This is a genomic window from Geothrix sp. 21YS21S-2, assembly GCF_030846775.1.
Taxonomy (GTDB): domain Bacteria; phylum Acidobacteriota; class Holophagae; order Holophagales; family Holophagaceae; genus Mesoterricola.
In genome coordinates this window covers 4,420,407-4,441,749 of record NZ_CP132910.1, presented here as the reverse complement: position 1 = coordinate 4,441,749, position 21,343 = coordinate 4,420,407, and the positions used below count along the sequence as shown (strand labels likewise).

Here is a 21,343-nt window from a genome sequence, read left to right as displayed (position 1 = left end):
GAATTCCCGGCAACAATACGGATTGGCAACGCAGGGCGGAAACGCTCGCTCGCCCTCATCCCCCGTGGTCACCTCCGGCGCAGGGCGACGAGGGTGATGTCGTCCGAAGGCTCGAAGCCGGCCGCGTGTTCCCGCACGGCGTCTACGACCGCGCCGAGCCATTCGCCGGCCGAATGGCCATGGGGCACCTCCAGCAGGCGCCCCTCCCCGAAGAACCCCCCGGCGCCCCGCGCTTCCGTCACCCCGTCGGTGAAGACCAGCAGCCCCTCGCCGGGCGCGATCGCCTCCCTCGCCACGCGGAAGGCGGACCCCGGCATGAGCCCGAGCGCCGGGCCCGTGGGGGCGAGCCGGGCCCGCACCGCGCCCCCTGCCGCGAGAACCGGCTCGTCGTGGCCGCAGTTCACGTAGGCGAACTCCCCCGATCCGGGGTCGACGATGCCCAGGAAGGCGGTGGCGAACATGCTGGAGCGCTCGTGGACGGTGGCGATGTAGTCGTTGGTGGTGCGGGCGGCGCACGCCAGGATCCGGTCCGGATCCCCTTCGGCGCCGGTGGCCGCGGCGCGGATGAGGCTCCGGAAGAGGGCCATGTAGAGCGCCGCCCCCACGCCCTTCCCGCACACGTCGGCGACGACCAGCATCGTGAGGCCCCCGGCCACGGCGAAGGCGTCGTAGAAGTCGCCGGCCACCTGCCGCGCCGGAGCGAACCGCGCGGCGAGGTCCCACCCGTCCAGGGCCGGCAGCGCCTCGGGCAGGAAGCCCTTCTGGATCTCATGCCCGATCTCCAGTTCCCGCTCGAGGCTCGCGGCGTAGAGGCGTTCCCGGTCCCGCAGGCGCTTCTTGTCCAGGGAGGCCGAGACCCGGGCCTTCAGGATCACGGGGTTGAAGGGCTTGGGGAGGTAGTCCTCCGCCCCCAGCTCGATGCAGCGCACCACGCTCCCGAGTTCCTCCACCGCCGAGATCATGATGACCGGCAGATGGCGCAGGGCCTCGTCGGCCTTGAGGCGGGAGAGCACCTCGTAGCCGTCCATGCCCGGCATCATGATGTCCAGCAGCACGACGTCGAAGCCCCCGCCCGCCACCATCGCGAGCGCCTCGGCCCCGCCGGCCGCGGCTTCGGCCTCGAGGCCCAGCTTCTGGAGCCTGCGGATGAGCAGGTCCCGGTTCGCCTCGACGTCGTCGACGACGAGGATCCGGCCCGGGGACCCGGTCACGCCCCGACCGGGGCGTCCGCCAGGAGCCTGCGCAGGTAGGGGACCTGCTCCTCCGCGGCCTGCTCCCCGACCTCCATGACGTAGGGGATCTTCTCCGTGTCGAAGAGCCCCACCCGCTTCTCGAACTTCGGCACGATGAGGATGACCTCGGAGTGGTGGGTGAGGTTGTGGAAGGCGAAGCGGGACTTCAGCAGGTTGTTGGTCATGATGCTGCTCAGCTGGAAGGAGAAGCGGCCGAGGGTGTTGAACTTCCGCTGGAAGGGGCTCTCGAAGCCGATGGCGATGATCACGTCCGCGCCCTCGCGCATGGCCACGTTCACAGGCAGCGGGTCCGACATGAAGCCGTCGATGAGGAGCCGGTCCCCGATGCGGTGCGGGTTGAAGATGTAGGGGATGGAGATGCTCGCGCGGATGGCGTCCACCACGCTTCCCCGGGAGAGGATGACCTGGTCGCCGTTGGCAAGGTCGGTGGCGGTGATGAACAGAGGCACCTTCGCGTCCTCGATGGCCAGGGTCCCGAACGTCTCCCGCAGGCGGCGCATGACCAGCACGTCCTTGCGCATTCCGAACGTGGCGTCCCGTCCGAAGATGCGCCCGAAGAGGATGCGCAGCATGGCCATGCGGTCCCGCTGGCTGGTGAGCTCCCGGGTCCACAGCCGCGTGGTCATCTCCCGGGTGGTCTCGATGTCGTGGCCCGCGGCGATCATGGCCGCGTAGATGCTCCCGGCGCTGCACCCGACCACCAGGTCGATCCCGATGCCCTCCCGCCTCAGGACGTGCTGCACGCCCAGGGCCGCGGCGCACTTCACGCTGCCCGCCCCGATGACCAGCGCCACCTTTTTCGAGTGCCTCGAGTCCATGGGTCTACCTTCCATAGCTGGCCACCGCGTCGTCGATCCCCGGGAACAGCTTCAGGATGCCGGTGAACCCGCTGATCTCCAGCACCCGGTTCACGTCCGGCCTGACCGCCCCCAGGCGGAAGTCCCCGCCGGCGCGCCGCGCCTCCTTCACCACCGCCAGGAGCGTGCGCAGGCCCGCGCTGCTGGTGTAGTCCACCGCGCTGAAGTCCACCGCCAGGCGGACCCTCCCGCCCCGCACCTGCTCCTCCAGGGCGTCCTGCAGGGCCCCCGCGGTCAGGCCGTCGATGCTGCCGACCACCGTGGCCACGGTCACGTCCCCCACGTCCTTCACCGACAGTTCCATCACGGCCTCCCTGGCTTCGATTTGACGAGCGTCACCCGGTTCCCCCGGGGCGGAACCGGCTGGTAGAGCACCTGGTCCACCATGGCCCGCACGAGGCTCCAGCCGTGCCCGCCGGGCCTGCGTTCCCGCCACCCCGAGGTCAGGTCGGGCCCGGGGGCCGAGGCGGGATCGAAGGCCGGCGCGCGGTCCTCCACGACGACCTCGTACGAGCCCCGGCCCTCCCGGAAGGCGAGGCGGATGGGCCCCGGGGCGCCGGGCGCGTAGCCGTGCCGGATGATGTTGGTGCAGACCTCCTCCACCGCCAGCCGGAGGTCGTGGCGCACGGGGTCGGCCAGGCCGGCGCGGTCGCAGGCGAGCCCGATGAAGGCCAGGATGCACCCCAACCCGGCCTCGTCCGCGGCCACCTCCAGGGTGCCCGTGTCCCCATCCCCGATCATCGAAGGATCTCCGCGAGCAATGAATCATTCAATCCGGTCACCCCCGAAGGCGGTCCTCTGCTAGGTCGATTGAGTTCGAAATGCGACTCATTCTCGCACGATCAAGTGTACGAACACCTGAAATTTCAGGGAGATTCCGGAGGAACCAGGGCCGCGATCTTGGCGAGCAGCCCATCGAAGTCCACGGGCTTGGTGCCGTAGTCGTCGCACCCGGCCCCGAGGGCCTTCTCCCGGTCCCCGCTCATGGCGTGGGCCGTGAGGGCGATGATGGGGATGGGGCGGGTGGCCGCCTCCGACTTCAGCAGCCGCGCCGCGTCCCAGCCGTCCAGGCCCGGCAGGCTCATGTCCAGGAGGATCAGCTCCGGGGCGCCGGTGCGGGCCAGGGCCACCCCCTCCAGGCCGTCGGCGGCGGTGAGCACCTCGTGGCCCCGGCGCCGCAGGCGGCGGCTCAGCATGTCCCGGTTGTTCTCGTTGTCCTCCACGAGCAGGATCCGCGTCACGGTTCCCCTCCCGGCTCCGGGGCCCGGGCCGGGAGGCGCAGGGTGAACGTGGAGCCCTGGCCGGACACGCTCTCCACCTGGATGTCCCCGCCCATCATCCGCGCCAGGAGCCGCCCCACGGCGAGTCCGAGGCCGGTGCCGCCGAAGCGCCGGGTCGTGGAGCTGTCGGCCTGGGAGAAGTTCTGGAAGAGCCTGCCGATCTGCTCGGGCGTGAGGCCGATGCCGGTGTCCCGCACGGCGAAGGCGAGCCAGCCGCCTTCCCGGTCCACGTCCAGGGCCACGGTGCCGTTGGACGTGAACTTGCAGGCGTTGCCCAGCAGGTTGAGAAGCACCTGGCGCACCTTGGTGATGTCGCTGAGCATGGCGCCGGCGCCGGGGGCGCAGCGGAGCTCCAGGGCGTTGCCGTTCCTCCCGGCCAGGGGCAGGGTCATGGACACGAGTTCCTGGACCAGGGGCTCCACCTCGAAGGCTTCCAGGTGGAGTTCCATCTTCCCGGCCTCGATCTTGGAGAGGTCGAGGATGTCGTTGACCAGCAGGAGCAGGTGCTTCCCGGCTCCCGTGATGCGCCGCAGGTCCTCCACCATGGAGGTCTGGCCCGCGTCCCCGGCGTCCTCCTGGAGCATCTCCCCGTAGCCGATGATGGCGTTGAGGGGGGTGCGCAGCTCGTGGCTCATGCGCGAGAGGAACTCGCTCTTGGCGCGGGTGGCCTCCTCGGCGGCCGCGTAGAGGACCTCCAGGTGCCGCTTCTCCTCCAGCTCCGCCAGGAGCCGGGTGGTGCGGATCTTGGCGGCGGCCATGTGGCCGGCGACCGCCAGGAGGCGCAGGTCCTCCCCGGTGAACGCGCCCCGCAGGAGGCCGGCGTCCAGGTAGATGACCCCCAGGACCTCGCCGTCGTGCTCCAGGGGCACCATCATGACCGAGGTGGCCCCGCTGGCCACGATCGACTGGGCCTGGGCGAACTGGGCGTCCAGGATGGGGTTGTTGATGAGCAGGGCCTTGCGGCCCTCCACCACCTTCTCCAGCAGGGTCCGGGAGGGCTGGACCTGGAAACCGGCGCCCTGCCTGCGGGTTCGCGCCGCCACCTGGACCATGGCGCCCCCCGCGTCCAGCAGCAGCGCCGCGCCGCGGTCGGGCCGGAGGAAGGGGAAGACCCGCTCGAGCAGGTTCCCCAGCATCACCTCGGCCGGGACGTCCCCGAGCATGTCCAGGCTCAGCCCGTGGATGAGGTCCAGGGCCTCCTTCCAGCCCAGGACGCCCTCGGGGGCCTGGATCCCGGGCGACGAGGCCCGCAGCTGCTCCACCTCCATGATGAAGGAGATCGAGGGATCCTCGGCCCGTTCCAGGGCGAGGCTGATCCGGCCCAGGACGATCAGGTCCCCCGGGGCCACGGCCCGGGGCTCCAGGAGGAGCTCCCCGTTGACCTGGGTGCCGTTGCGGGACCCCAGGTCCTCCAGCATGGCGCGGCCGTCCTCCAGGAACAGCCGCGCGTGGTTGCGGGAGAGGCTGGGGTCGTACACCACCAGGTCGCTGGAGGGATCCCGGCCGATGACGAGGGAGGGCCGTTCCTTCCCCAGCTTTGCGGGGGGACCGTCGGGAGGGCGGAGCCAGAGTTCGTCCATGGGTATGACCTGTTGATGGGCCATCTTGAATGGTTTCCCAGGCCTGTCAACTATAAATAATTTAATAATTCCGTGCATCCCTCCGGCGAGGGCTACACTTGGAGCCATACCCAGATGCCGGGAGGATTCGTGCTTCGAACGGTGTGCTCGGCCTTCCTCCTGCTCTGCCTCGCCCGCCCCGTCCCGGCGCAGGACATCAAGCTCGCGCGGATGGCACAGAAGCAGCAGCACTTCGAAATCATCCGGACGCTCCAGCCCCGCATCGACCGGCAGGAGGCCGTGCCTTCCGCGCAGCTGATGTTCCTGGCCGGGGCCTATTCCGAGACGCGCAACTACAGCCGCCTGTTTCCCACCTGCGACCGCCTTCAGCGCCAGATCGAAGGGGGGGACGCCCGCATGTTCGGGGGCGACCTCTCCGCCCTGCCCCACTTCATGCGGGCCAACGCCTTCCTGGACCTGGGCGATCCCGAACGGGCCCTGATGGAGGCCCAGGCGGCCGACGCCATCCTCGCCGGGCAGACCTCCAGCGCCAACGCCTTCCTGGACGCCTTCCACTTCGAGACCTGGGGCGCCCTGGGCGTGGCCCAGGCCCTCCTCGGGCATTCCGGCCAGGCCCGGGCCTGCGTCGCGCGTCTGGAGGGCGTGGACCTGGGCGCGACCCTCAACGGCCCCCAGAAGTTCACCGCCATCGCCAAGATCCACATGGCCCTGGGCGACTACGCCAAGGCCCTGGAGGCCGTGCGGAACCCCAGGGCCGAGTACCACGGCCTGGCCTCCCTGCTCTACGACAACACGTTCCAGGTCATCCCCCTGGCCTACATCCAGGCCAGGTGCCAGCTGGAGACGGGCCGGGTGGAGGAGGCCCGGGCCGGCTACGACCGCCTCCTCAGGCACCCCCGCCTGGCGGAGGTCGGCGGCCTCCACTGGCCGGTGCTCCTCGACCGGGCGCGCATCGCCCTCCGGGACGGCCAGGACCCGCTGGCGGAGGACCTCCTTCGCAGGTCGGTGGAAGTCGTCGAGCGGCAGCGGGCCTCCATCGGCACCGAGGCCGGCCGCATCGGCTTCGTGGGCGACAAGCAGGCCTGCTACGAGGAACTCGTCGCGCTGCTGGCGAGGCTCGGCCGCGCACGGGAGGCCTTCGAGTTCGTGGAACGCGCCAAGGGCCGGGCCCTCGTCGATCTCCTGGCCTCCCAGAAGCAGCTGGGCCGCCCCGGGGACCAGGCCGTGCTGGCCCGGCTCGACTCGCCCGGGCTCGACCTCCGCGCGATCCCCGACCCCGCGGCCCCGGACAGCCGCGGCATCCTCGTCGCCGCGCGCAGGGAGCTCCAGGCCCGGGCGCCGGAGCTGGCCTCGCTGGTCAGCGTCCAGGACGTGCGGGCCGGGGCGATCCAGGCGCGGCTGGGCACGGACGAGACCCTGGTGGAATACTACGCCGCCGGCCCCCGCTGGATGGCCTTCGTGGTGACCCGCACGGCCCTCACGGCGCACGCCCTCGAGGCCCCGGACCTGGAGGCCAGGGTTCGGGAGCTGCGCCGGACCCTCGCCGATCCCGGCCGGGAGCCCGCCCAGACCCGGGAACTCCAGCGGATGCTCCTCGACCGCCTGGACCTGGCGACTCCGCGCCTCACCATCGTCCCCCACGGGGTCCTGCACTACGTGCCCTTCTGCGCCCTGGGCACCCGGGACGCCGCGCTCCTGGACCGGTTCAGCCTGCGCATCCTGCCCAGCGCCACGCTGCTCACCTTCCTGAAGCCCCGCAAGGCCGGAGGCGGTTCGCTGATCCTCGGGAATCCCGACCTGGGGCAGGCCGCCCTGGACCTCCCCTTCGCCCAGGAGGAGGCCGAGGCCCTGGCCCGCATCCTCCCGGAGCCCTCCCTGCGCCTGCGCGAGGCGGCCACGGCCGGGGAGGTGGCCAAGGGCGCGGGGCGCTTCCGGATCATCCACCTGGCCGCCCACGGGTTCTTCGACGACGCCCACCCGCTGGAATCGGCCCTCTTCCTGGCCCGGGGCGCGCTGAAGGTGGCCGACCTCTACCGCCTGGACCTGGACGCCGACCTGGTCACCCTGAGCGCATGCGAGACGGCCCTGTCCACGGTGTCCCGGGGCGACGAGGTGGTGGGGTTCACCCGGGGCCTCCTGTACGCGGGCTCCCGGTCGGTGCTCTCCAGCCTCTGGAAGGTGGACGACCGCTGCACCCGGGACCTCATGGTGGCGTTCTACCGGAACCTCCCCGGCAGCACCAAGACGGAGGCCCTGCGGGACGCCCAGCGCGCGGTGCGCGCCGGGCATCCCCATCCCTACTACTGGGCCGCGTTCAGGGTGACGGGCAACCTCGAGTAGCGGTCACTGGACGTCGCTGACCCTTCCGTTCAGGAAGGTGATCTTGAGGTCGGGGTAGACGTAGATCTTCTTGGCCCCCAGGTCGACGGTGTTCTTCGGCCGGCCCAGGGCGCCCTCCACCTGGGAGGTCGTCATGCCCAGGGAGATGGTCGTCCCGGTGGGGGCGGCGTCGCCGCCGGCGTTGATGAGGGTGCGCTCGGAGCTGTTGGCCTCGCCCACGGCCCGGGAGAGCTCGGCCTGGGCGTCCGCGTCAGGCTGGAGGTCCTGGGCGTAGGAGGCGTTCTCGGCGCCGATGGCCGAAGCCGGCAGGGCCGGGATGCCGTTGCGGCCCTGGTCGGTCTGGAGCTTGGCCAGGCCGCGCTCCATCGACGCCTGCAGGGTGTTCTGCATCTCCTGCAGGTCCGTGGTCCGCACGGAGACGTAGCTGCCCCGGGGGCAGCTGGCGCCGCGGGTGGACAGCACCCGCACCTCGGCCCATTCGGCGCCCTGGGAGGGCGTCTGGGAGAGCTGGAGCACGTCGCCTTCCACCAGGGAGCACTCCCGGTCGCCGGCATAGGCCATCACGCCGGCCGCCACCACGAAGATCCGGGGCCCCCGGGCCGTGAAGATCGGCGGCGGGGCCGAGGCGGTCCCGGCGTCCTGGTCGGCCCTGGCCTGGTCCATCTGCCGGCGGACCTCCTCGGCGATGGCGTCCTTCACCTCGGGCGACATGCCCGTGGAGTTGTCGTAGATGACGGGGGGCGCCGAGACCGTGACGTTCTGGGCCATGTAGGCGGATTCCAGCGAGGCGGCGATGATGAAGTCCGCCAGCCAGAAGGCGGGGCTCCGGTAGACCGGGTAGGGCGCGAAGTAGCCGCCGTAGTAGCCGTACCAGGGCCGGGACGACCAGCCCCAGCTGTAGGACACCGGGCGGGCCCAGGGGGAGTAGCACCAGGAGTAGAAGGCCGGGCGGTAGTGGTGGTGGGGCATGTAGACGTGGTACTCCCGTCCTCCGTAGGACCAGGGCCGGTACATCGAGGCGTGCGGCACGCCGTTGACGATGTAGGTCCGCTGCACGTAGGCGTGGCCGCGCACCTCCAGCGGCCGCTGGATGTAGCCCACGCGCCCCGTGGCGTTGGCCACGATCACGCGGCCCCCGGGGCGGACGACCTCCACCTGCCGCACCCCGCTGGGCGAGTGCCGGATCACGGCGCCCCCGGGGGTGCGCACCTCCCGGATGGCCCCGGTGGGCGTCCGGCGGATCTCGCCGCCTTCCCGGGTGCGCACGACCTCGTGGACCGGACCGCGCCCGGCGGGCCCGGGACGGAACTCGGCGGGACGGCCCTCGTTCCGGTGCTCGGGCCTCGTCTCGATCCTCCGGTCGATGCGGGGTTCCGGCCTCGCCTCGATCTTCCGGTCGATGTGGGGTTCCGGCCTCGTCTCGATCTTCCGGTCGATGTGCGGTTCAGGCCTCGTCTCGATCTTCCGGTCGATCCGGGGTTCCGGCCTCGTCTCGATCTTCCGGTCGATGTGGGGTTCCGGCCTCGTCTCGATCTTCCGTTCGATACGGGGTTCGGGCCTGGCCTCGATCTTCCGCTCGACCCTGGGTTCGGGCCTGGCCTCGGGCTTCCGCTCCACGCGGGGCTCGGGCCTGGGCTCGGCCTTGGGCGCGGGCCGCGCCTGCTCCTGCTTCTTCTCCCGGCCCTCCTCCTTCCTCTTGTCCTCGGCGTGGAGGACGAGCGTGGCCGCCACGAGGGTGAGAAGGACCCTCCCGCCAGCCGTCATAGCCATTCGGAACCCGCCGGTGCCCAAGGACATGGGATCTCCTGGTGATAGGTGACCACTCTACACCCTGGCCCGGGAATCGGAGCCTCCCCCTATGAAAATCAAGGCCCCTTGGGAACCCCGCAGAGCGCCCTGATGGCGGTGACGTCCTCCGGGGCCGGTTCCCATGCGTCCGACAGCATCATGGGGTACATGATCGCCTGCGGATCCGCGCCGTGCGGGAGCCCCAGCGCGTGGCCCAGCTCGTGGGCCAGGACGCGCACCAGGGTCCCCTTGCCGGAGAAGCAGTAGATGGTGATGGTCTGGCGCCCGCGCTCCCGGGCGTAGACCCCCTCGTCGAAGGCCTCCTGCATGAGGGATCCCGCCTCCCGGTAGTCGGCGACCTGGGCCCGCTGACCCGCCACCAGCCGGTTCAGATCCTCCACCGCGGCCATCAGGGCCTCCCTGACGCCTTCCAGCTCCCCCTCCCGACGGCGGAGCGAATCCAGGACGGCCTTGAGGTCGCCCTGCTCCGAGGCGAGGCGCCGGACCTCGTTCTCCGTGGCGTCCCCGCGCCTCCGGAGGGCCTCGCTGCCGGCGTTGAATGCGGCCACCTTCCCGTTGAAGGCGGCCTGGTCGGCCCGGAGGGCGTCCCGTCTCCGCTCGTACTCGGCCCGGAGCCCCTCGCACCGGGCCTTCTGCTCCTCGATGGGACCCCGGGCCCGGGAGATCCCGTGGTCCAGGTTCCGGAGGCGGTCCAGGACCTCCTGCCGCTGGTCGAAGACCAGGCTGATCTCGATGTCCCCCTTCGGGTCCTCCCGGAAGAGCGCCCGGTCCACGGGGGCCCTCCAGATGCCGACGGCGGTGCGCACGGCCTCCGACACCTCGTCCCGGGTCAGCCCGAAACGCGGATCGACGGCCCCGATCCGGTAGGTCAGCACGGACCTTCCGGGGCGGGGCCGCTGCAGGTAGATCCCCGCGCACGCCAGGAGGATGGCGAGGAGGGCGGGGATCCGCCAGGTCAGGTCGTGTCGGCTGGCCATGGCAGGCCAGTATAGACCTCAGTAGCCGCCACCGCCGCCGCCCGTGGAGCCGCCGCCCCCACCGCCGGTGGTGGTGCCGGAATCGCCGGGGATCTGCCCGCGGATCTCGCCGGCGGAGAAGGCGACGCTGTGCACGTTCACGTAGAGGCTGCCGGCCCTCAGGCTCGCGAACTGGTCCGGAGTGAGCACCGTCCCCGCGGGCACGGTCCAGGACCCGTCCGCGTGGGCGTCCAGGGGGATCGTGACAGGGCCGGCGACGCCCACGGCGCCGGTGTGGATGTGGGCGGCCACGCCGGTGATGCCGGTGGTGACGACGCCGCCCCGAAGCTCGAGGGTCACGGGATCGAGGGAGAAGGTGCCGGCGCCCGAGGCCGTGGAGGCGTTGGCGGGCACCTCGCTGGCGCCGGAAAGGGTGGTGGTCCGGATCGTGGGGCTGGCCAGGGTGAGCTGGCCCCGGATCTCGCCGCCGGCGAAGGCGGCGGTGTGGACGTTGGCGTAGAGGCCCCCGGCCAGGAAGGTGGTCACCTGGGCCGCGGTCAGGTTCGACCCGGCCGGCAGGGTCCAGCCCGAGGCGCCCGAGGCCTGGAACGGCAGGATCACGGGGCCGGCGACGCCCATGGCGCCGTCATGCACGTGGGCGTCCGTCCCCGTGATGCCCGCGGTCTGGATGGCGCCGAAGGCCGCGCCCGAGGACGGATTCACGCTCACCACGGCCCATCCCGAGGCCGTGCTGGCGTTGGCGGGGGTCTCCTGGGTGCCGTCCAGGGACGCGAACCGGGTCGTCAGTTCGATCTGGCCGCGGATCTCGCCGGCGGGATTGGCCGCGGAGTGGATGTTGAAGTAGTAGTTCCCGGCCTGGAGGCTGGCGTACTGGGCGGCGGTGAGCACCGTGCCCGGGGCGGTGGTCCAGACGCCGCCGGCGCCCCCGGTGAGCGGGATCACCACCGAGCCGGCCACGCCCTTGGCGCCGTCATGGATGTGGGCCTGGGTGCCGTCGATCCCGGAGGAGACAACCGTGGCCTGGATGGCCAGGGTGGAAGGGTTCACGGTCACGGCGCCGCTGGCCCGGGCGGTGGAGGCGTTGGCCGGCACCTCGTCGGCCCCGCTGAGGGAGGCGGTGCGCACGAAGGGGGGGGGCGGGGGCGGGGGAGGAGGCGCGGCAGGGGTGGAATCCCCGCCCCCTCCGCCGCCGCACGCCAGGGCCGCCACCAGGGACAGCCCGCCCAGGACCCGCGCCCAGGGCTTCCAGGTTCCGGCAAAAGGAAGTGCAGATTTCGTCTCGAACATAGGTCCTCCTGGATGGAACGTGACTGCCGGTTTTTTCACCCACGGCCGTTGCTGTGGACGTTGAACAATGCATCCGGAAGGACCGGGGAGACAGATCCGGTCCACCGATGGCGACCCATCCGGTCGATCGGTTGTGACGGAGGTCCGGAGGGGCCTGCCGATCCCTTAGGGGTAAAGGTTTGGAATTCCCCCATCCGAGGCCCCATGAACCGGACCCCCAAGGCCGCCCTGGCCGCCGTCGCGCTCCTCTGCCTCACGGCGTGCGGGGGAGGATCCTCCGCGCCGGGCCCGGTGCCCCTGACGGAAGCCAGCCTTTCCGCCCCGGTCGAGGCCCTGCAGGTCTCCGGCGACCCCGCGAACCGCATCAACCTGGTTCTCCTGGGCGACGGCTACCGCGAAGCGGACCAGGCCAAGCTCACCCAGGATGCCCGGGCCTGGCTCGCCGCCTTCCGCCAGACCGCTCCCTTCTCCAACTACGCAAACTATTTCAACATCAAGCTGGTCCACCTGGTCTCCGCGGAGGACGGCGCGGCCAACGGGATGCATGGCCTGGGCACCCCCCGGGCCACGGTCCTCGGGGCCACCTTCCAGAACGCCAACCCCGCCGGGCAGGCTCCGGACTACCGCCTCCTGGTGGTGGACAATGCCCGGGCCCTGGCCGTGGCCCTGGCCCGGGCGCCCGAGTGCACCCGGGTGCTGGTCCTGGTGAACGACACGAACTACGGCGGTTCCGGTGGAACCATCCCCGTCTTCTCCGCCAATCCCGCCTCCTGCGCCATTGCGCTGCACGAGTTCGGCCATGCCTTCGGCGGCCTGGCCGACGAGTACGCCTGCGGCGACACCAGCCCCCTGCCCGCTTCCCTGGAGGCCTTCCCCAATGTCACCGCCCAGCCGGGCTCCATCAAGTGGGCCGCCTGGATCAACCCCGGCACGCCCCTGCCGACGCCCGCCTTCTGTCCGGACCTGGGGCTCTTCGAGGGCGCCTACTATCACGACACCGGCGTCTTCCGCCCCCGCCCGTCCTGCCGCATGCGATGCCTCACGGACACCTTCTGCGAGGTGTGCAGCGAGGCCATCGTCCGAAGCATCTACAACCAGGTGCGCCCCGTGGACACCCTCACCGCGGACGGCGGAACCCTCACCCTCACCCGCCCGGTCCCCCTGCCCGACACGTTCCGGATCGCATGGACCGTGGATGGAGAGGCCGCCGGTACGGGCGACCGGCTCACCCTTCCGGCGGGCACCCATCAGGTGAGCGCCCGGGTGGTGGACGCCACGCCCCTGGTGCGCACCGGCGCGGACCGCCTAGCCGACGTCCGCACCTGGACCAGCGGCGGAGCTTCCGTCCAGGCGGACGTCCTGCCGGCCCGGCACCGGGTCGTCCAGGTGATCCGGACCCCCGCGGGCTTCCAGGTGGCGGGCGAGACGATCGTCGACCTGCCGCTGCCCGCCGAACCGGACACTCCCGCCTGGACGGTCTCCGCCGTGGACCCGGAGGGCCGGATGCTGTTCCGCGCGGGAATCGAAGACCCCACCCTCCTGCGCGGGGAGTTCCAGCATGCCGAGGCGACCGACCGGATCCAGGGCAGCCGCCTGGATGGCAGCCGCCCCGTCTCCTTCCTGGTCCGTCTGCCGGTCATCGAGGCCGACCACCTCGAGGTCGCAGCGAACCCCGGGCCGCGCCACCCTACGCCGGACTGATCTCCCCCGCGGGGTCCAGGCCGGGCTGGAAGGCCACCGCCAGCCCGTGAACCGTGGCCGCGATGCGCACGGCTTCGAAGACCTGGGCCTCGGAGAGGCCCCCCTCCACGAGGGCCCGCTCATGGGCCCGCACGCAGGTCTCGCAGCCGTTCACGGCGCTCACCGCCAGGCAGAACAGTTCGAAGTCCAGCCTGGGACCGGCGGTGCGGGCGATGCGGTTCATGCGCAGGCGCACCGGAAGCTGCGCGTAGCTCTCCTTGCCCACCAGGTGGCGGAAGCGGTAGACGATGTTCGTCATGCCCATGAGGGCCGCCGCGGCCAGCGCGTCCTCCACCACCGCTTCGCCGGCGGCCTCGAGGGTCCGGGCCCGGAGTTCCCGCACCAGGTCCGCATTGCGCGAGGCGGCGGCGGAAGCGAGGGCGGTGCCCAGGCGCTGGGCCATGTCCAGGGGGGAGTCGCCGAGCACGGCCTGGAGGTTGAGCTTGAGGTCCCGGGCGTAGCCGGGGAGGGTTTCGAGGGTCGCCATGGTCACGCCTTCAGGGTCGCTTCGCCCTTGCGCCAGTTGCAGGGGCAGAGCTCATCGGTCTGGAGGGCGTCCAGCACGCGCAGCACCTCCTCCACGCTGCGCCCGACGCTCAGGTCGTTGACGCTGACGTGGCGGATGACGCCCTGGGGGTCCACGACGAACGTGGCCCGCAGGGGCACGCCCTCGGTGCGGTGCAGCACGCCCAGGGCCGCGCTCAGCTCGCGCTTCGTGTCGGCCAGCATGGGGAAGGGGAGGTCCTGGAGATCGGGGTGCTGGTTCCTCCAGGCCAGGTGCACGAAGTGGGTGTCGGTGCTGGCGCCCAGCAGCTGGGCATCCCGGTCCAGGAAGTCGCCGTTGCGTTTCCCGAAGGCGGCGATCTCGGTGGGGCAGACGAAGGTGAAGTCCATGGGCCAGAGGAAGAGGACCTTCCACTGCCCGGCGAAGCTCTCGTGGGTGAGGGTCTGGAACTCCTTGCCGGCGGTCACGGCCTGGAGGGAGAAGGAGGGGAGGTGGTCGCCGACGGTCAGCATGGGGTTTCCTCTGGGGATGGGGAGCAGGATCGCTCCGCCTGACCAGCTTCGCTCCGGCGGCAACCCAGGTCCAAGATATCGATTCTATGTAAGTGATAGGATATGCCTATGGACACCGCCCCCCTTCCCTTCACCCTCCGCCAGATGCAGTACGCCCTCGCCGTGGCGGAGAACCTCAGCTTCAGGAAGGCCGCGGACCTCTGCGCCGTGGCCCAGCCTTCCCTCAGCGCCCAGGTTGCCGCCCTGGAGGAGGCGCTAGGCGTGACCCTCTTCGAGCGGGGGCGGGGGGGCGTGCGGGTCACGCCCCCGGGCCGGGCCCTGCTCGTCCGCATGGGCCGCATGCTCAGGGAGGGGTCGGACCTGGCGCAGGAGGCCCGGTCCTTCGTGGATCCGCTGGCGGGGCCCCTGCGCCTGGGCATCCTCCCCACGCTCGCGCCCTATGTGCTTTCCTTTCTCACGCCGGCCCTGCAGGCGGCGTTCCCCCGCCTGCAGCCCATCTGGATCGAGGGCACCACCGCCACCCTGACCGCGGGACTGCGGGACGGCGGCCTGGAGGGCGCGCTGCTGGCCCTGGAAGCGGACCTCGGCGACCTCGAGACCTTCCCCCTGGGACAGGACCCCTTCCAGGTGTGCCTGCCCGCGGGCCACCGGCTGGCCCGGGGCACGCGCCCCCTGGACCTGGAGGCCCTGGAGGGCGAGCGCATCCTCCTGCTGGATGACGGCCACTGCCTCCGCCACCAGGCCCTGGCCGCCTGCGGCCGCACCCGGGTGGAGGAGCTCGGGTTCCGCGCCACCAGCCTGTCCACCCTGGTCCACATGGTGGCCGGCGGCCTGGGGATCACGCTGCTGCCGCGCCTGGCCGTCGGGACCGAGGCCGCCAGGGCCACGGTGATCCTCCGGCCCCTGGCCCCGCCGGTGCCCTTCCGCACCCTGGCCCTGGCCTGGCGCCCGGGGTCCTACGCCGGCCCTTCCCTCCGGCAGGTGGGGGCGGAGGTGGCGGCCGCCTTCCGGAAGCATCCGGACGGCGGTCGATAATTTTGTGAATTGAACATAATTTAATTGATATCGAGACTCAATCTCGATATTCTTTCTCCAGCGCCGCCAAGGCAACCCGGCGTCCAGCTTCTGCCAGGATGACCTCAGCCCCAGGACAACCCGCATGAAAATTTTAACTGATCTCCAGAACCGGTTCCGCCTGAAGGCGGAGGGCCCCGGCGCCTGGAACCCCCTGCGGTACCTGGGCCCGGGCCTGCTGGTGACCGTGGGCTTCATCGACCCCGGCAACTGGGCCTCCAACGTGGCGGCGGGGGCCTCCCACGGCTACACCCTCCTGTGGATCGTCACCCTGTCCACGGTGATGCTCATCCTGCTCCAGCACAACGCGGCGCACCTGGGCATCGTCACGGGCCTGTGCCTGTCCGAGTCCGCCACCCGGCACACGCCCGCCTGGGTCTCCCGCCCGGTCCTGGGCACGGCGGTGCTGGCGGCCATCGCCACGGCCTTCGCCGAGATCCTGGGCGGGGCCATCGCCCTGGGCATGCTCTTCCATCTCCCCCTCAAGGTGGGCGCCTGCCTCACCACCGCCGTGGTGGCGGGCCTGCTGCTGTGGAACTCCTACCGCGTCCTGGAGAAGGTCGTGGTGGGCTTCGTCTCGCTCATCGGCCTGGCCTTCCTGGCCGAGCTGGCCATGGTCCACACCCACTGGTCCGCGGCCGCGGTGGGCTGGGTGCGGCCCACCGCCGGCCAGGGTTCCATGGTCCTGATCATGAGCATCCTGGGGGCGGTGGTGATGCCCCACAACCTGTTCCTCCACTCGGAGTTCATCCAGAGCCGCCAGTGGAACCTGCAGGGGGAGGAGGCCATCCGCGGGCACCTGCGGTTCGAGCTCTTCGACACCCTCTTCTCCATGGGCGCCGGCTGGGCCATCAACAGCGCCATGATCCTCCTGGCCGCCGCCACCTTCCACCGGCACAACCTCGCCGTCACCACCCTGGAGCAGGCCGCCTCCATGCTGCGCCCCATGGTGGGCCCGGCCTCGGGGACGATCTTCGCGGTGGCGCTCCTCTGCGCCGGCCTGGCCTCCACCCTCACGGCGGCCATGGCCGGGGGCTCCATCTTCGCGGGCATCTTCGGCCAGCCCTTCGACGTGCGGGGCACCTCCAGCCGCGCGGGGGTCCTCGTGACGCTGGTCCCCGCGCTCCTGGCCGTGTTCTTCGTGACGGACACCTTCCGGATGCTCATCCTTTCGCAGATGGTCCTGAGCATCCAGCTGCCGATCACCATCCTGCTGCAGGTGTACCTGACGTCCTCCCGGAAGGTCATGGGCAGCCATGCCAACGACCTTCTGGGAGGGAGCATGCTGTGGGCGGTGGCCACGGTGGTGATCGTGCTCAACCTGATGCTGTTCAGGAGCGCGCTGGCGGCGTGACCGTGCCCGTCACTTCCCGATGGTGACGACGCCCGAGGGCGCGAAACCCGTCTGGACCGTCGGGTTGGCCATGAGCGTGAGCGCGCCCGTGGCCTGGTCGATGGTGTACTGCGCCACGGAGGAGCTGCCCCACCCCGTGTCGCCGCTGGTGGCGTAGGCGAACCGGCCCGAGGACTCCACCGTGATGACGGCGGCGCCCGCCCCGCCCGCCGAGACCGTGGGGGTGGCCATGGCGGTGAGCGCCCCCGTGGCCGGGTCGATGGCGTACTGGGCGACGACCGCGGCGCTGGAGGCGGTCAGGATCGCCACGTAGGCGAACTTGCCCGTGGGGTGGATCGCCAGGGTGAAGGCGTAGGTCCCCGCCTTCACCAGGGCCGGGCTCAGGGGCGTCAGCTGCCCGGTGGACGCGTTGACGCTGAACTGGGCGACGGTGCCGTCGAAATAGTTCGTGACGTAGACGTACGTGCCCGAGGCGAGGGTGGCGGTCTTCACGTCGAAGGCCGAGCCGGACCCGTTGACGCCGCCGGAGGGCACCAGGAACGGGCTGAGCGCCGCCAGCGTCCCGTCGGCATTGATTTTGTACTGGGATACCGTGTTGGCGCCGCCGTTGGCCGCATAGGCGTACGTGCCCGCGGCGACGATGGCGACGGCGTTGGGGCCGTTGCGCCCGTTCGCGGGGTCCCCGCAGGTGACGGTGGCCGGCGCCAGGGCCGCGAGGGCCCCGGTGGAACCCACCGCGTACTGGTTGACGGCGCTGGCCTGCTGGAGGGGGACATAGACGTCGGAGCCCGCGGGATGGACCGCGAGGGCCGAAGGATAGTAGAGCTTGCCGCCGGCAAGGGTCCCCATCAGGACCGTCGGCGTGGCCATGGGCGCAAGGGAGCCGTCCGCGCCCACCGCGAACTGGGCGACGGTGTTGCTGCTCACGTTGGACGCGTAGACGTACCTGCCCAGCGGATCGGCCGCGAGGTACCGGGGATTGTTCCCGGCCGTCGACACCGTCGCCGGGGACAGGGGCGTGAGCGCGCCGTTGGGGCCGATGGAATACTGGGAGATGCTGCCTCCCGAGCCGCCCAGGGTGTTGGCCACGTACGCGTAGCCCCCCGCCCACAGGGCGTAGAGGGTGACGCTGCCGGAGCCCTTCGTGAAGGTCTGGCCCTGCTTGTAGGCCGTGCCGGAGCCGTCCGCCTTGGTCTGCCAGCCCAGGAAGGTGTAGCCGGCATAGGCGAGGCTCCCGGCGTTCCCGAGCACCGTGACGGTCTGCCCCGTCGCGTAGGTGGTGGCATCCACCGGGACGCTTCCGGCCGTCGCGCCGTTGGCGTCATAGGTCACGTTGCCGCTCACCGGGTTGACGGTCCAGTGGGCGTGGAAGGTGAGGTTGGCCGAGCCCATGGCGCAGGTCTGCCCCTGGAGGTAGGTGCTCCCGGTGCCGTCCGCCAGCGTGTTCCAGCCTGCGAAGGCGCTGCCGCTCTTCACGAGGTTCCCGGTGTTCCCGAGGACCGTGACCGCGGCCCCCGGCAGGTAGGCGCCGGTGTCCACCGGAACCGCGCCTCCGGTGTTTCCGTTGCCGGAATACGTCACGGTGTAGGTGGTGGCCGGAGGGGTGACGGGCGTGCCCCCGCCGCCGCCCCCCGAGCACCCCGCCGCCAGCAGGACCACCGCGGCGAGCCCAAGGCCTCGCGCGCCGGTCCGGAAATGCCTCCCAGCTCTGGTTTCCATAACGCCTCCCGCGTTGAGATCCACCTCAGACAGCGGAGGGGAGGGACGGCGTGACTCAGGTTTTTCGCAGGCGGGCTACCTTGGAGGAATGGATTCAACGTCGCGCCTTCGGAACATCCTGGCCTTCTGGCTGCCCCTCGCGGCCGCCTGGCTGATGATGGGCGCGGAGGGACCGTACCTGTCGGCCATCGTGGCCCGGCTGGACCGGCCGGTGGAGAACCTGGCGGCCTTCGGGCTGTCCTTTTCCCTGGCCTGGCTGGTTGAATCCCCCATCATCATGCTGCTCTCCGCCACCACGGCCCTGGCCCGGGACCGGGCCAGCTTCCTGGCCCTGCGGCGTTTCGCCTACCTGCTCAACGGCGCCCTCACCGCCCTGCTGGTCCTCCTGGCCCTGCCGCCGGTGTTCCGCTTTCTGGCGGAACAGGTGCTGGGGCTGCCGGCCGAGGTTGCCCGCATGGCCAATCTGGCCACAGCCCTGCTGGCCCCCTGGCCCGCGGCGATCGGCTACCGGCGCTTCCACCAGGGCCTGCTGGTGCGGAACGGCCTGACCCGCCGGGTGGCCTACGGAACGGTGCTCCGGCTCGCCACCATGTCCCTGGCCGCGGCCGGCCTGGCCCTGGGCACCCGGTTGCCGGGGGCCTGCATCGGCGCCCTGGCGCTCAGTTCCGGGGTGGTGGCGGAGGCCGCCGCGAGTCGCTGGATGGCACGCCACGTGGTCCGGGACCTCCTGGACCCCGGGCGGGAAAGCGGCCCGGCCCCGAGTCTCGGGGAGCTGGCCCGGTACTACTACCCCCTCGCCCTGACCTCGATCATCGCCATGAGCAACGCGCCCCTGCTCACCTTCTTCCTGGGCCGGGGCCGGGACCCGCTGCAATGCCTGGCCGCATGGCCGGTCGTCCATTCCTTCGTGTTCTTCTTCCGGAGCGGCGGCAGCGCCTTCCAGGAGGTGGGGGTCGCGCTCACCGGCACGGAGGGGCGGAACGAGGCCCAGGTCCGCCGGGCGGCGGCCCTGCTGGCGGCCTGCGCCACCGGCCTCATGCTGGCGGTGGTCCTCACGCCGCTTGGGGCGCTGTGGTTCCGCCGGGTGGTGGGCCTGGGCCCCGGGCTGCTGCCCTTCGCCCTGCTCCCCGCGCGGCTCCTGATCCTGCTTCCGGCCATGGAGTACCTGCTGAGCTTCCAGCGGTCCCGCTGGATCCTGGCCGGCCGGACGTCGGTGATCTCCACCGCCACCGCCCTGGAAACCGCGGTCCTGGTCCTGGGCATGACGCTGTTCGCCCTGGTCCTGGACTGGCGCGGCACCCTGGCGGCCGCCCTGGCCCTCACGGTGGGCCGGGCCGCGGCCTGCGGTTACCTGCTCCGGAAGGCGGCGGACCGGCCGGAGTGAGCGCCGGGAACTCGCAGAGGCTCGCGGAGGAATGGAATGAATGGTGTTGCCTGGATCAACCCCCTCTAGAAGCTCGTCCCCACGCTCCAGGTCAGGCTCGCCGCGCTCTTGAACGGCTTGCCGGACCCGTCGGCGACCTCCTTGCCCAGGCTGTCCTCCCGGATTTCGAGCCGGGTGAAGGTGGCGTGCCACCGGCGTTCCGCGCCCAGGGCGAAGGACGTGGCCCGCAGGCCGGCGTCCCGGGCGGGGGGCAGGGCCGCGGCCACGGAGGGATCGGCCCCCAGGCGGACCCCGGTGTCGTCCTTGAACACCTCAGCCCGGGCGAAGCCCGACCACGCGTCCGTGAACTGGTACTTGCCGATGAGGCCGGCCCCGGACCAGGCGGCCCTGACCGGCCCGGTGGCGCCCTGGAAGGCGCTGGCGGGCAGGGTCTCCCGGGCGGACTCCCCTTCCCACAGGAGGGTGGCCTTGCCCCAGGCCCAGCCGCCCGACAGGCAGAGCCGCTCCCGCTTGCGGCCTTCGGCGCCGGCGGCGCCCCCCGTCGCGTTCTGTTCGGCGCCGCTGAAGGCCATGAGGGTGACGAACCGGTCCGAGGCGCCCCCGTGGTTGTAGGTGAGGCCGAGTCCGGCGGTCTTGCCCTTGTTGTTGTCCTGGACGCGGTCCTCGCCGTTGTAGACCCACAGGTCGGCGCTCCAGGCCGTGGAGAAGGCGTGGTGCCAGTTGAGCCCCACCTGGGCGACGGGGATGGCGTAGGTGAAGAGGAGCCCCCGGCTGGCGGTGATGTCCTGGGTGGGGTCCAGGACTTCCATGCCCATGGGCGTATACATCCGGCCGAACTTCAGGGTGTCCGCGCCGCCGGTCCAGACGAGCTGGGCTTCGGGCCAGGCGAAGGAGCCGGTATCGGCGGGACTGCCGTTGGGGGCCAGGGTGCCGGCGTTCAGGAACCTGGCGGCCTGGCCCGCCAGGAGGGTGAACTTCAGGGACCAGCCGTCCGCCAGGGTCACGTCGGCGCCCAGCTGGAGGCCGTCCACGGCCAGGTGGCCCTCACCCGAGTCCGCGGAGCGCAGGAAGAGACTCCCGTCGGAGGTGGACTGGTTGGAGGCGGCGCCCGAGGCCCAGAGGGCGCCTCGCCACTTGACGGCCGGTCCCGGCGCGGGCGGGGGTGTCTGGGCGGCGAGGCCCAGGCCGAGAAGGGCGGGCAGGAAAAGGGGTATGCGCATGCATGCTCCGGAAGGAACAGGGTCGACGCCCAGGGTGTGGCCGCAGTGGAACGCTGCAGGGGGACGGGTCACGGCCCGATGGCCAGGGGCCCCTGTTCCGAGGTGCGGACCCGGTAGCAGTCCAGCAGCTCCAGGATGAAGATCTTGCCGTCCCCCACGTGGCCCTCCGCGGACTTGCCCGCGCTCAGGATGGCCTCCACCGCGGGCTGGACGTAGTCCTCGTTCACGGCGATCTCGATCTTCACCTTGGGGAGAAGGCGGACCAGGTCGATCTTGTTGCCCCGGAACTGGTCCGAGAAGCCCTTCTGGGTGCCGCAGCCCCGGACGTCGGAGACCGTCATCAGGTGGATGTCCCTGAGGTGCAGGGCGGCCTGGACATCCTCGAACCGGTCGGGGCGGATGATGGCGATGATCATCTTCATGGTTGACTCCTTTTGCTGGGGTTGGGTCAG

19 protein-coding genes are annotated in these 21,343 nt (G+C 71.3%); 5 read left to right on the top strand and 14 right to left on the bottom strand.

Annotated elements, in window-relative coordinates:
* Positions 1-68: 68 nt before the first annotated feature.
* The 6 genes from RAH40_RS19585 to RAH40_RS19560 form a co-directional block, all read right to left on the bottom strand.
* The gene (locus RAH40_RS19585) at positions 69-1,211 is read right to left on the bottom strand and encodes a PP2C family protein-serine/threonine phosphatase (RefSeq protein WP_306599312.1); all 1,143 of its coding nucleotides are present in this window, start codon (positions 1,209-1,211) and stop codon (positions 69-71) included.
* A complete protein-coding gene (locus RAH40_RS19580; protein WP_306599311.1) occupies positions 1,208-2,071 on the bottom strand; it encodes a patatin-like phospholipase family protein in 864 nt (287 codons plus the stop codon). The genes RAH40_RS19585 and RAH40_RS19580 overlap by 4 nt, the downstream gene beginning before the upstream one ends.
* A gap of 4 nt (positions 2,072-2,075) precedes the next feature.
* A complete protein-coding gene (locus tag RAH40_RS19575; RefSeq protein WP_306599310.1) occupies positions 2,076-2,414 on the bottom strand; it encodes an STAS domain-containing protein in 339 nt (112 codons plus the stop codon).
* Complete coding sequence (locus tag RAH40_RS19570) at positions 2,414-2,851, bottom strand: ATP-binding protein (protein WP_306599309.1); 438 nt, start codon at positions 2,849-2,851, stop codon at positions 2,414-2,416. Before RAH40_RS19570 ends, RAH40_RS19575 begins: the two co-directional genes overlap by 1 nt.
* A gap of 125 nt (positions 2,852-2,976) precedes the next feature.
* Complete coding sequence (locus RAH40_RS19565; protein WP_306599308.1) at positions 2,977-3,351, bottom strand: response regulator; 375 nt, start codon at positions 3,349-3,351, stop codon at positions 2,977-2,979.
* The gene (locus RAH40_RS19560) at positions 3,348-4,970 is read right to left on the bottom strand and encodes an ATP-binding protein (RefSeq protein ID WP_306599307.1); all 1,623 of its coding nucleotides are present in this window, start codon (positions 4,968-4,970) and stop codon (positions 3,348-3,350) included. Before RAH40_RS19560 ends, RAH40_RS19565 begins: the two co-directional genes overlap by 4 nt.
* 129 nt (positions 4,971-5,099) lie before the next feature.
* On the opposite strand from RAH40_RS19560, the gene RAH40_RS19555 reads away from it, so the two are divergent.
* On the top strand, positions 5,100-7,310 hold the full coding sequence (locus RAH40_RS19555) for a CHAT domain-containing protein (protein WP_306599306.1): 2,211 nt from the start codon (positions 5,100-5,102) through the stop codon (positions 7,308-7,310).
* 3 nt (positions 7,311-7,313) lie between these two features.
* Here RAH40_RS19555 and RAH40_RS19550 read toward each other — a convergent pair whose 3' ends face one another.
* From RAH40_RS19550 to RAH40_RS19540, 3 genes are all read right to left on the bottom strand, one after another.
* Positions 7,314-9,080: a hypothetical protein gene (locus RAH40_RS19550; protein ID WP_306599305.1), complete on the bottom strand. Its 1,767-nt coding sequence runs from the start codon at positions 9,078-9,080 to the stop codon at positions 7,314-7,316.
* Positions 9,081-9,175: 95 nt separating this feature from the next.
* Complete coding sequence (locus tag RAH40_RS19545) at positions 9,176-10,096, bottom strand: matrixin family metalloprotease (protein WP_306599304.1); 921 nt, start codon at positions 10,094-10,096, stop codon at positions 9,176-9,178.
* An 18-nt stretch (positions 10,097-10,114) separates the two neighbouring features.
* A complete protein-coding gene (locus RAH40_RS19540) occupies positions 10,115-11,383 on the bottom strand; it encodes a CHRD domain-containing protein (RefSeq protein ID WP_306599303.1) in 1,269 nt (422 codons plus the stop codon).
* A 204-nt stretch (positions 11,384-11,587) separates the two neighbouring features.
* On the opposite strand from RAH40_RS19540, the gene RAH40_RS19535 reads away from it, so the two are divergent.
* Positions 11,588-13,084 carry a M64 family metallopeptidase gene (locus tag RAH40_RS19535; protein WP_306599302.1) on the top strand — a complete coding sequence of 499 codons (1,497 nt, stop codon included), beginning with the start codon at positions 11,588-11,590 and terminating at the stop codon, positions 13,082-13,084.
* On the opposite strand, the gene RAH40_RS19530 is transcribed toward RAH40_RS19535, so the two are convergent.
* Positions 13,071-13,610, bottom strand: coding sequence for a carboxymuconolactone decarboxylase family protein (locus RAH40_RS19530; RefSeq protein ID WP_306599301.1), 540 nt, complete (start codon positions 13,608-13,610; stop codon positions 13,071-13,073). The genes RAH40_RS19535 and RAH40_RS19530 overlap by 14 nt on opposite strands.
* Positions 13,611-13,612: 2 nt before the next feature.
* Positions 13,613-14,140, bottom strand: coding sequence for a peroxiredoxin (locus RAH40_RS19525; RefSeq protein WP_306599300.1), 528 nt, complete (start codon positions 14,138-14,140; stop codon positions 13,613-13,615).
* A 108-nt stretch (positions 14,141-14,248) separates the two neighbouring features.
* On the opposite strand from RAH40_RS19525, the gene RAH40_RS19520 reads away from it, so the two are divergent.
* Positions 14,249-15,175, top strand: a complete 927-nt coding sequence (locus RAH40_RS19520) for a hydrogen peroxide-inducible genes activator (RefSeq protein ID WP_306599298.1) — start codon at positions 14,249-14,251, stop codon at positions 15,173-15,175.
* Positions 15,176-15,299: 124 nt separating this feature from the next.
* Complete coding sequence (locus RAH40_RS19515; RefSeq protein ID WP_306599297.1) at positions 15,300-16,568, top strand: Nramp family divalent metal transporter; 1,269 nt, start codon at positions 15,300-15,302, stop codon at positions 16,566-16,568.
* Positions 16,569-16,577: 9 nt separating this feature from the next.
* On the opposite strand, the gene RAH40_RS19510 is transcribed toward RAH40_RS19515, so the two are convergent.
* Positions 16,578-18,287: a beta-propeller fold lactonase family protein gene (locus tag RAH40_RS19510; RefSeq protein ID WP_306599296.1), complete on the bottom strand. Its 1,710-nt coding sequence runs from the start codon at positions 18,285-18,287 to the stop codon at positions 16,578-16,580.
* 88 nt (positions 18,288-18,375) lie between these two features.
* Here RAH40_RS19510 and RAH40_RS19505 point away from each other — a divergent pair, with 88 nt between their 5' ends.
* Positions 18,376-19,671, top strand: coding sequence for a hypothetical protein (locus RAH40_RS19505; protein ID WP_306599295.1), 1,296 nt, complete (start codon positions 18,376-18,378; stop codon positions 19,669-19,671).
* A 65-nt stretch (positions 19,672-19,736) separates the two neighbouring features.
* Here RAH40_RS19505 and RAH40_RS19500 read toward each other — a convergent pair whose 3' ends face one another.
* Positions 19,737-20,891 (bottom strand): outer membrane beta-barrel protein, encoded by a 1,155-nt coding sequence (locus RAH40_RS19500; protein WP_306599294.1) that lies wholly within the window; start codon positions 20,889-20,891, stop codon positions 19,737-19,739.
* A gap of 68 nt (positions 20,892-20,959) precedes the next feature.
* On the bottom strand, positions 20,960-21,313 hold the full coding sequence (locus tag RAH40_RS19495; protein ID WP_306599293.1) for a P-II family nitrogen regulator: 354 nt from the start codon (positions 21,311-21,313) through the stop codon (positions 20,960-20,962).
* Between the last annotated feature and the right edge of the window lie 30 nt (positions 21,314-21,343).

Excerpts from the sequence above, each read along its gene's own strand:
- RAH40_RS19580 (WP_306599311.1), bottom strand. The coding sequence starts at position 2,071 with ATGGACTCGAGGCACTCGAAAAAGGTGGCGCTGGTCATCGGGGCGGGC.
- RAH40_RS19575 (WP_306599310.1), bottom strand. The coding sequence starts at position 2,414 with ATGGAACTGTCGGTGAAGGACGTGGGGGACGTGACCGTGGCCACGGTG.
- RAH40_RS19570 (WP_306599309.1), bottom strand. The coding sequence starts at position 2,851 with ATGATCGGGGATGGGGACACGGGCACCCTGGAGGTGGCCGCGGACGAG.
- RAH40_RS19560 (WP_306599307.1), bottom strand. The coding sequence starts at position 4,970 with ATGGACGAACTCTGGCTCCGCCCTCCCGACGGTCCCCCCGCAAAGCTG.
- RAH40_RS19550 (WP_306599305.1), bottom strand. The coding sequence starts at position 9,080 with ATGGCTATGACGGCTGGCGGGAGGGTCCTTCTCACCCTCGTGGCGGCC.
- RAH40_RS19545 (WP_306599304.1), bottom strand. The coding sequence starts at position 10,096 with ATGGCCAGCCGACACGACCTGACCTGGCGGATCCCCGCCCTCCTCGCC.
- RAH40_RS19540 (WP_306599303.1), bottom strand. The coding sequence starts at position 11,383 with ATGTTCGAGACGAAATCTGCACTTCCTTTTGCCGGAACCTGGAAGCCC.
- RAH40_RS19535 (WP_306599302.1), top strand. The coding sequence starts at position 11,588 with ATGAACCGGACCCCCAAGGCCGCCCTGGCCGCCGTCGCGCTCCTCTGC.
- RAH40_RS19530 (WP_306599301.1), bottom strand. The coding sequence starts at position 13,610 with ATGGCGACCCTCGAAACCCTCCCCGGCTACGCCCGGGACCTCAAGCTC.
- RAH40_RS19525 (WP_306599300.1), bottom strand. The coding sequence starts at position 14,140 with ATGCTGACCGTCGGCGACCACCTCCCCTCCTTCTCCCTCCAGGCCGTG.
- RAH40_RS19520 (WP_306599298.1), top strand. The coding sequence starts at position 14,249 with ATGGACACCGCCCCCCTTCCCTTCACCCTCCGCCAGATGCAGTACGCC.
- RAH40_RS19515 (WP_306599297.1), top strand. The coding sequence starts at position 15,300 with ATGAAAATTTTAACTGATCTCCAGAACCGGTTCCGCCTGAAGGCGGAG.
- RAH40_RS19510 (WP_306599296.1), bottom strand. The coding sequence starts at position 18,287 with ATGGAAACCAGAGCTGGGAGGCATTTCCGGACCGGCGCGCGAGGCCTT.
- RAH40_RS19505 (WP_306599295.1), top strand. The coding sequence starts at position 18,376 with ATGGATTCAACGTCGCGCCTTCGGAACATCCTGGCCTTCTGGCTGCCC.
- RAH40_RS19500 (WP_306599294.1), bottom strand. The coding sequence starts at position 20,891 with ATGCGCATACCCCTTTTCCTGCCCGCCCTTCTCGGCCTGGGCCTCGCC.
- RAH40_RS19495 (WP_306599293.1), bottom strand. The coding sequence starts at position 21,313 with ATGAAGATGATCATCGCCATCATCCGCCCCGACCGGTTCGAGGATGTC.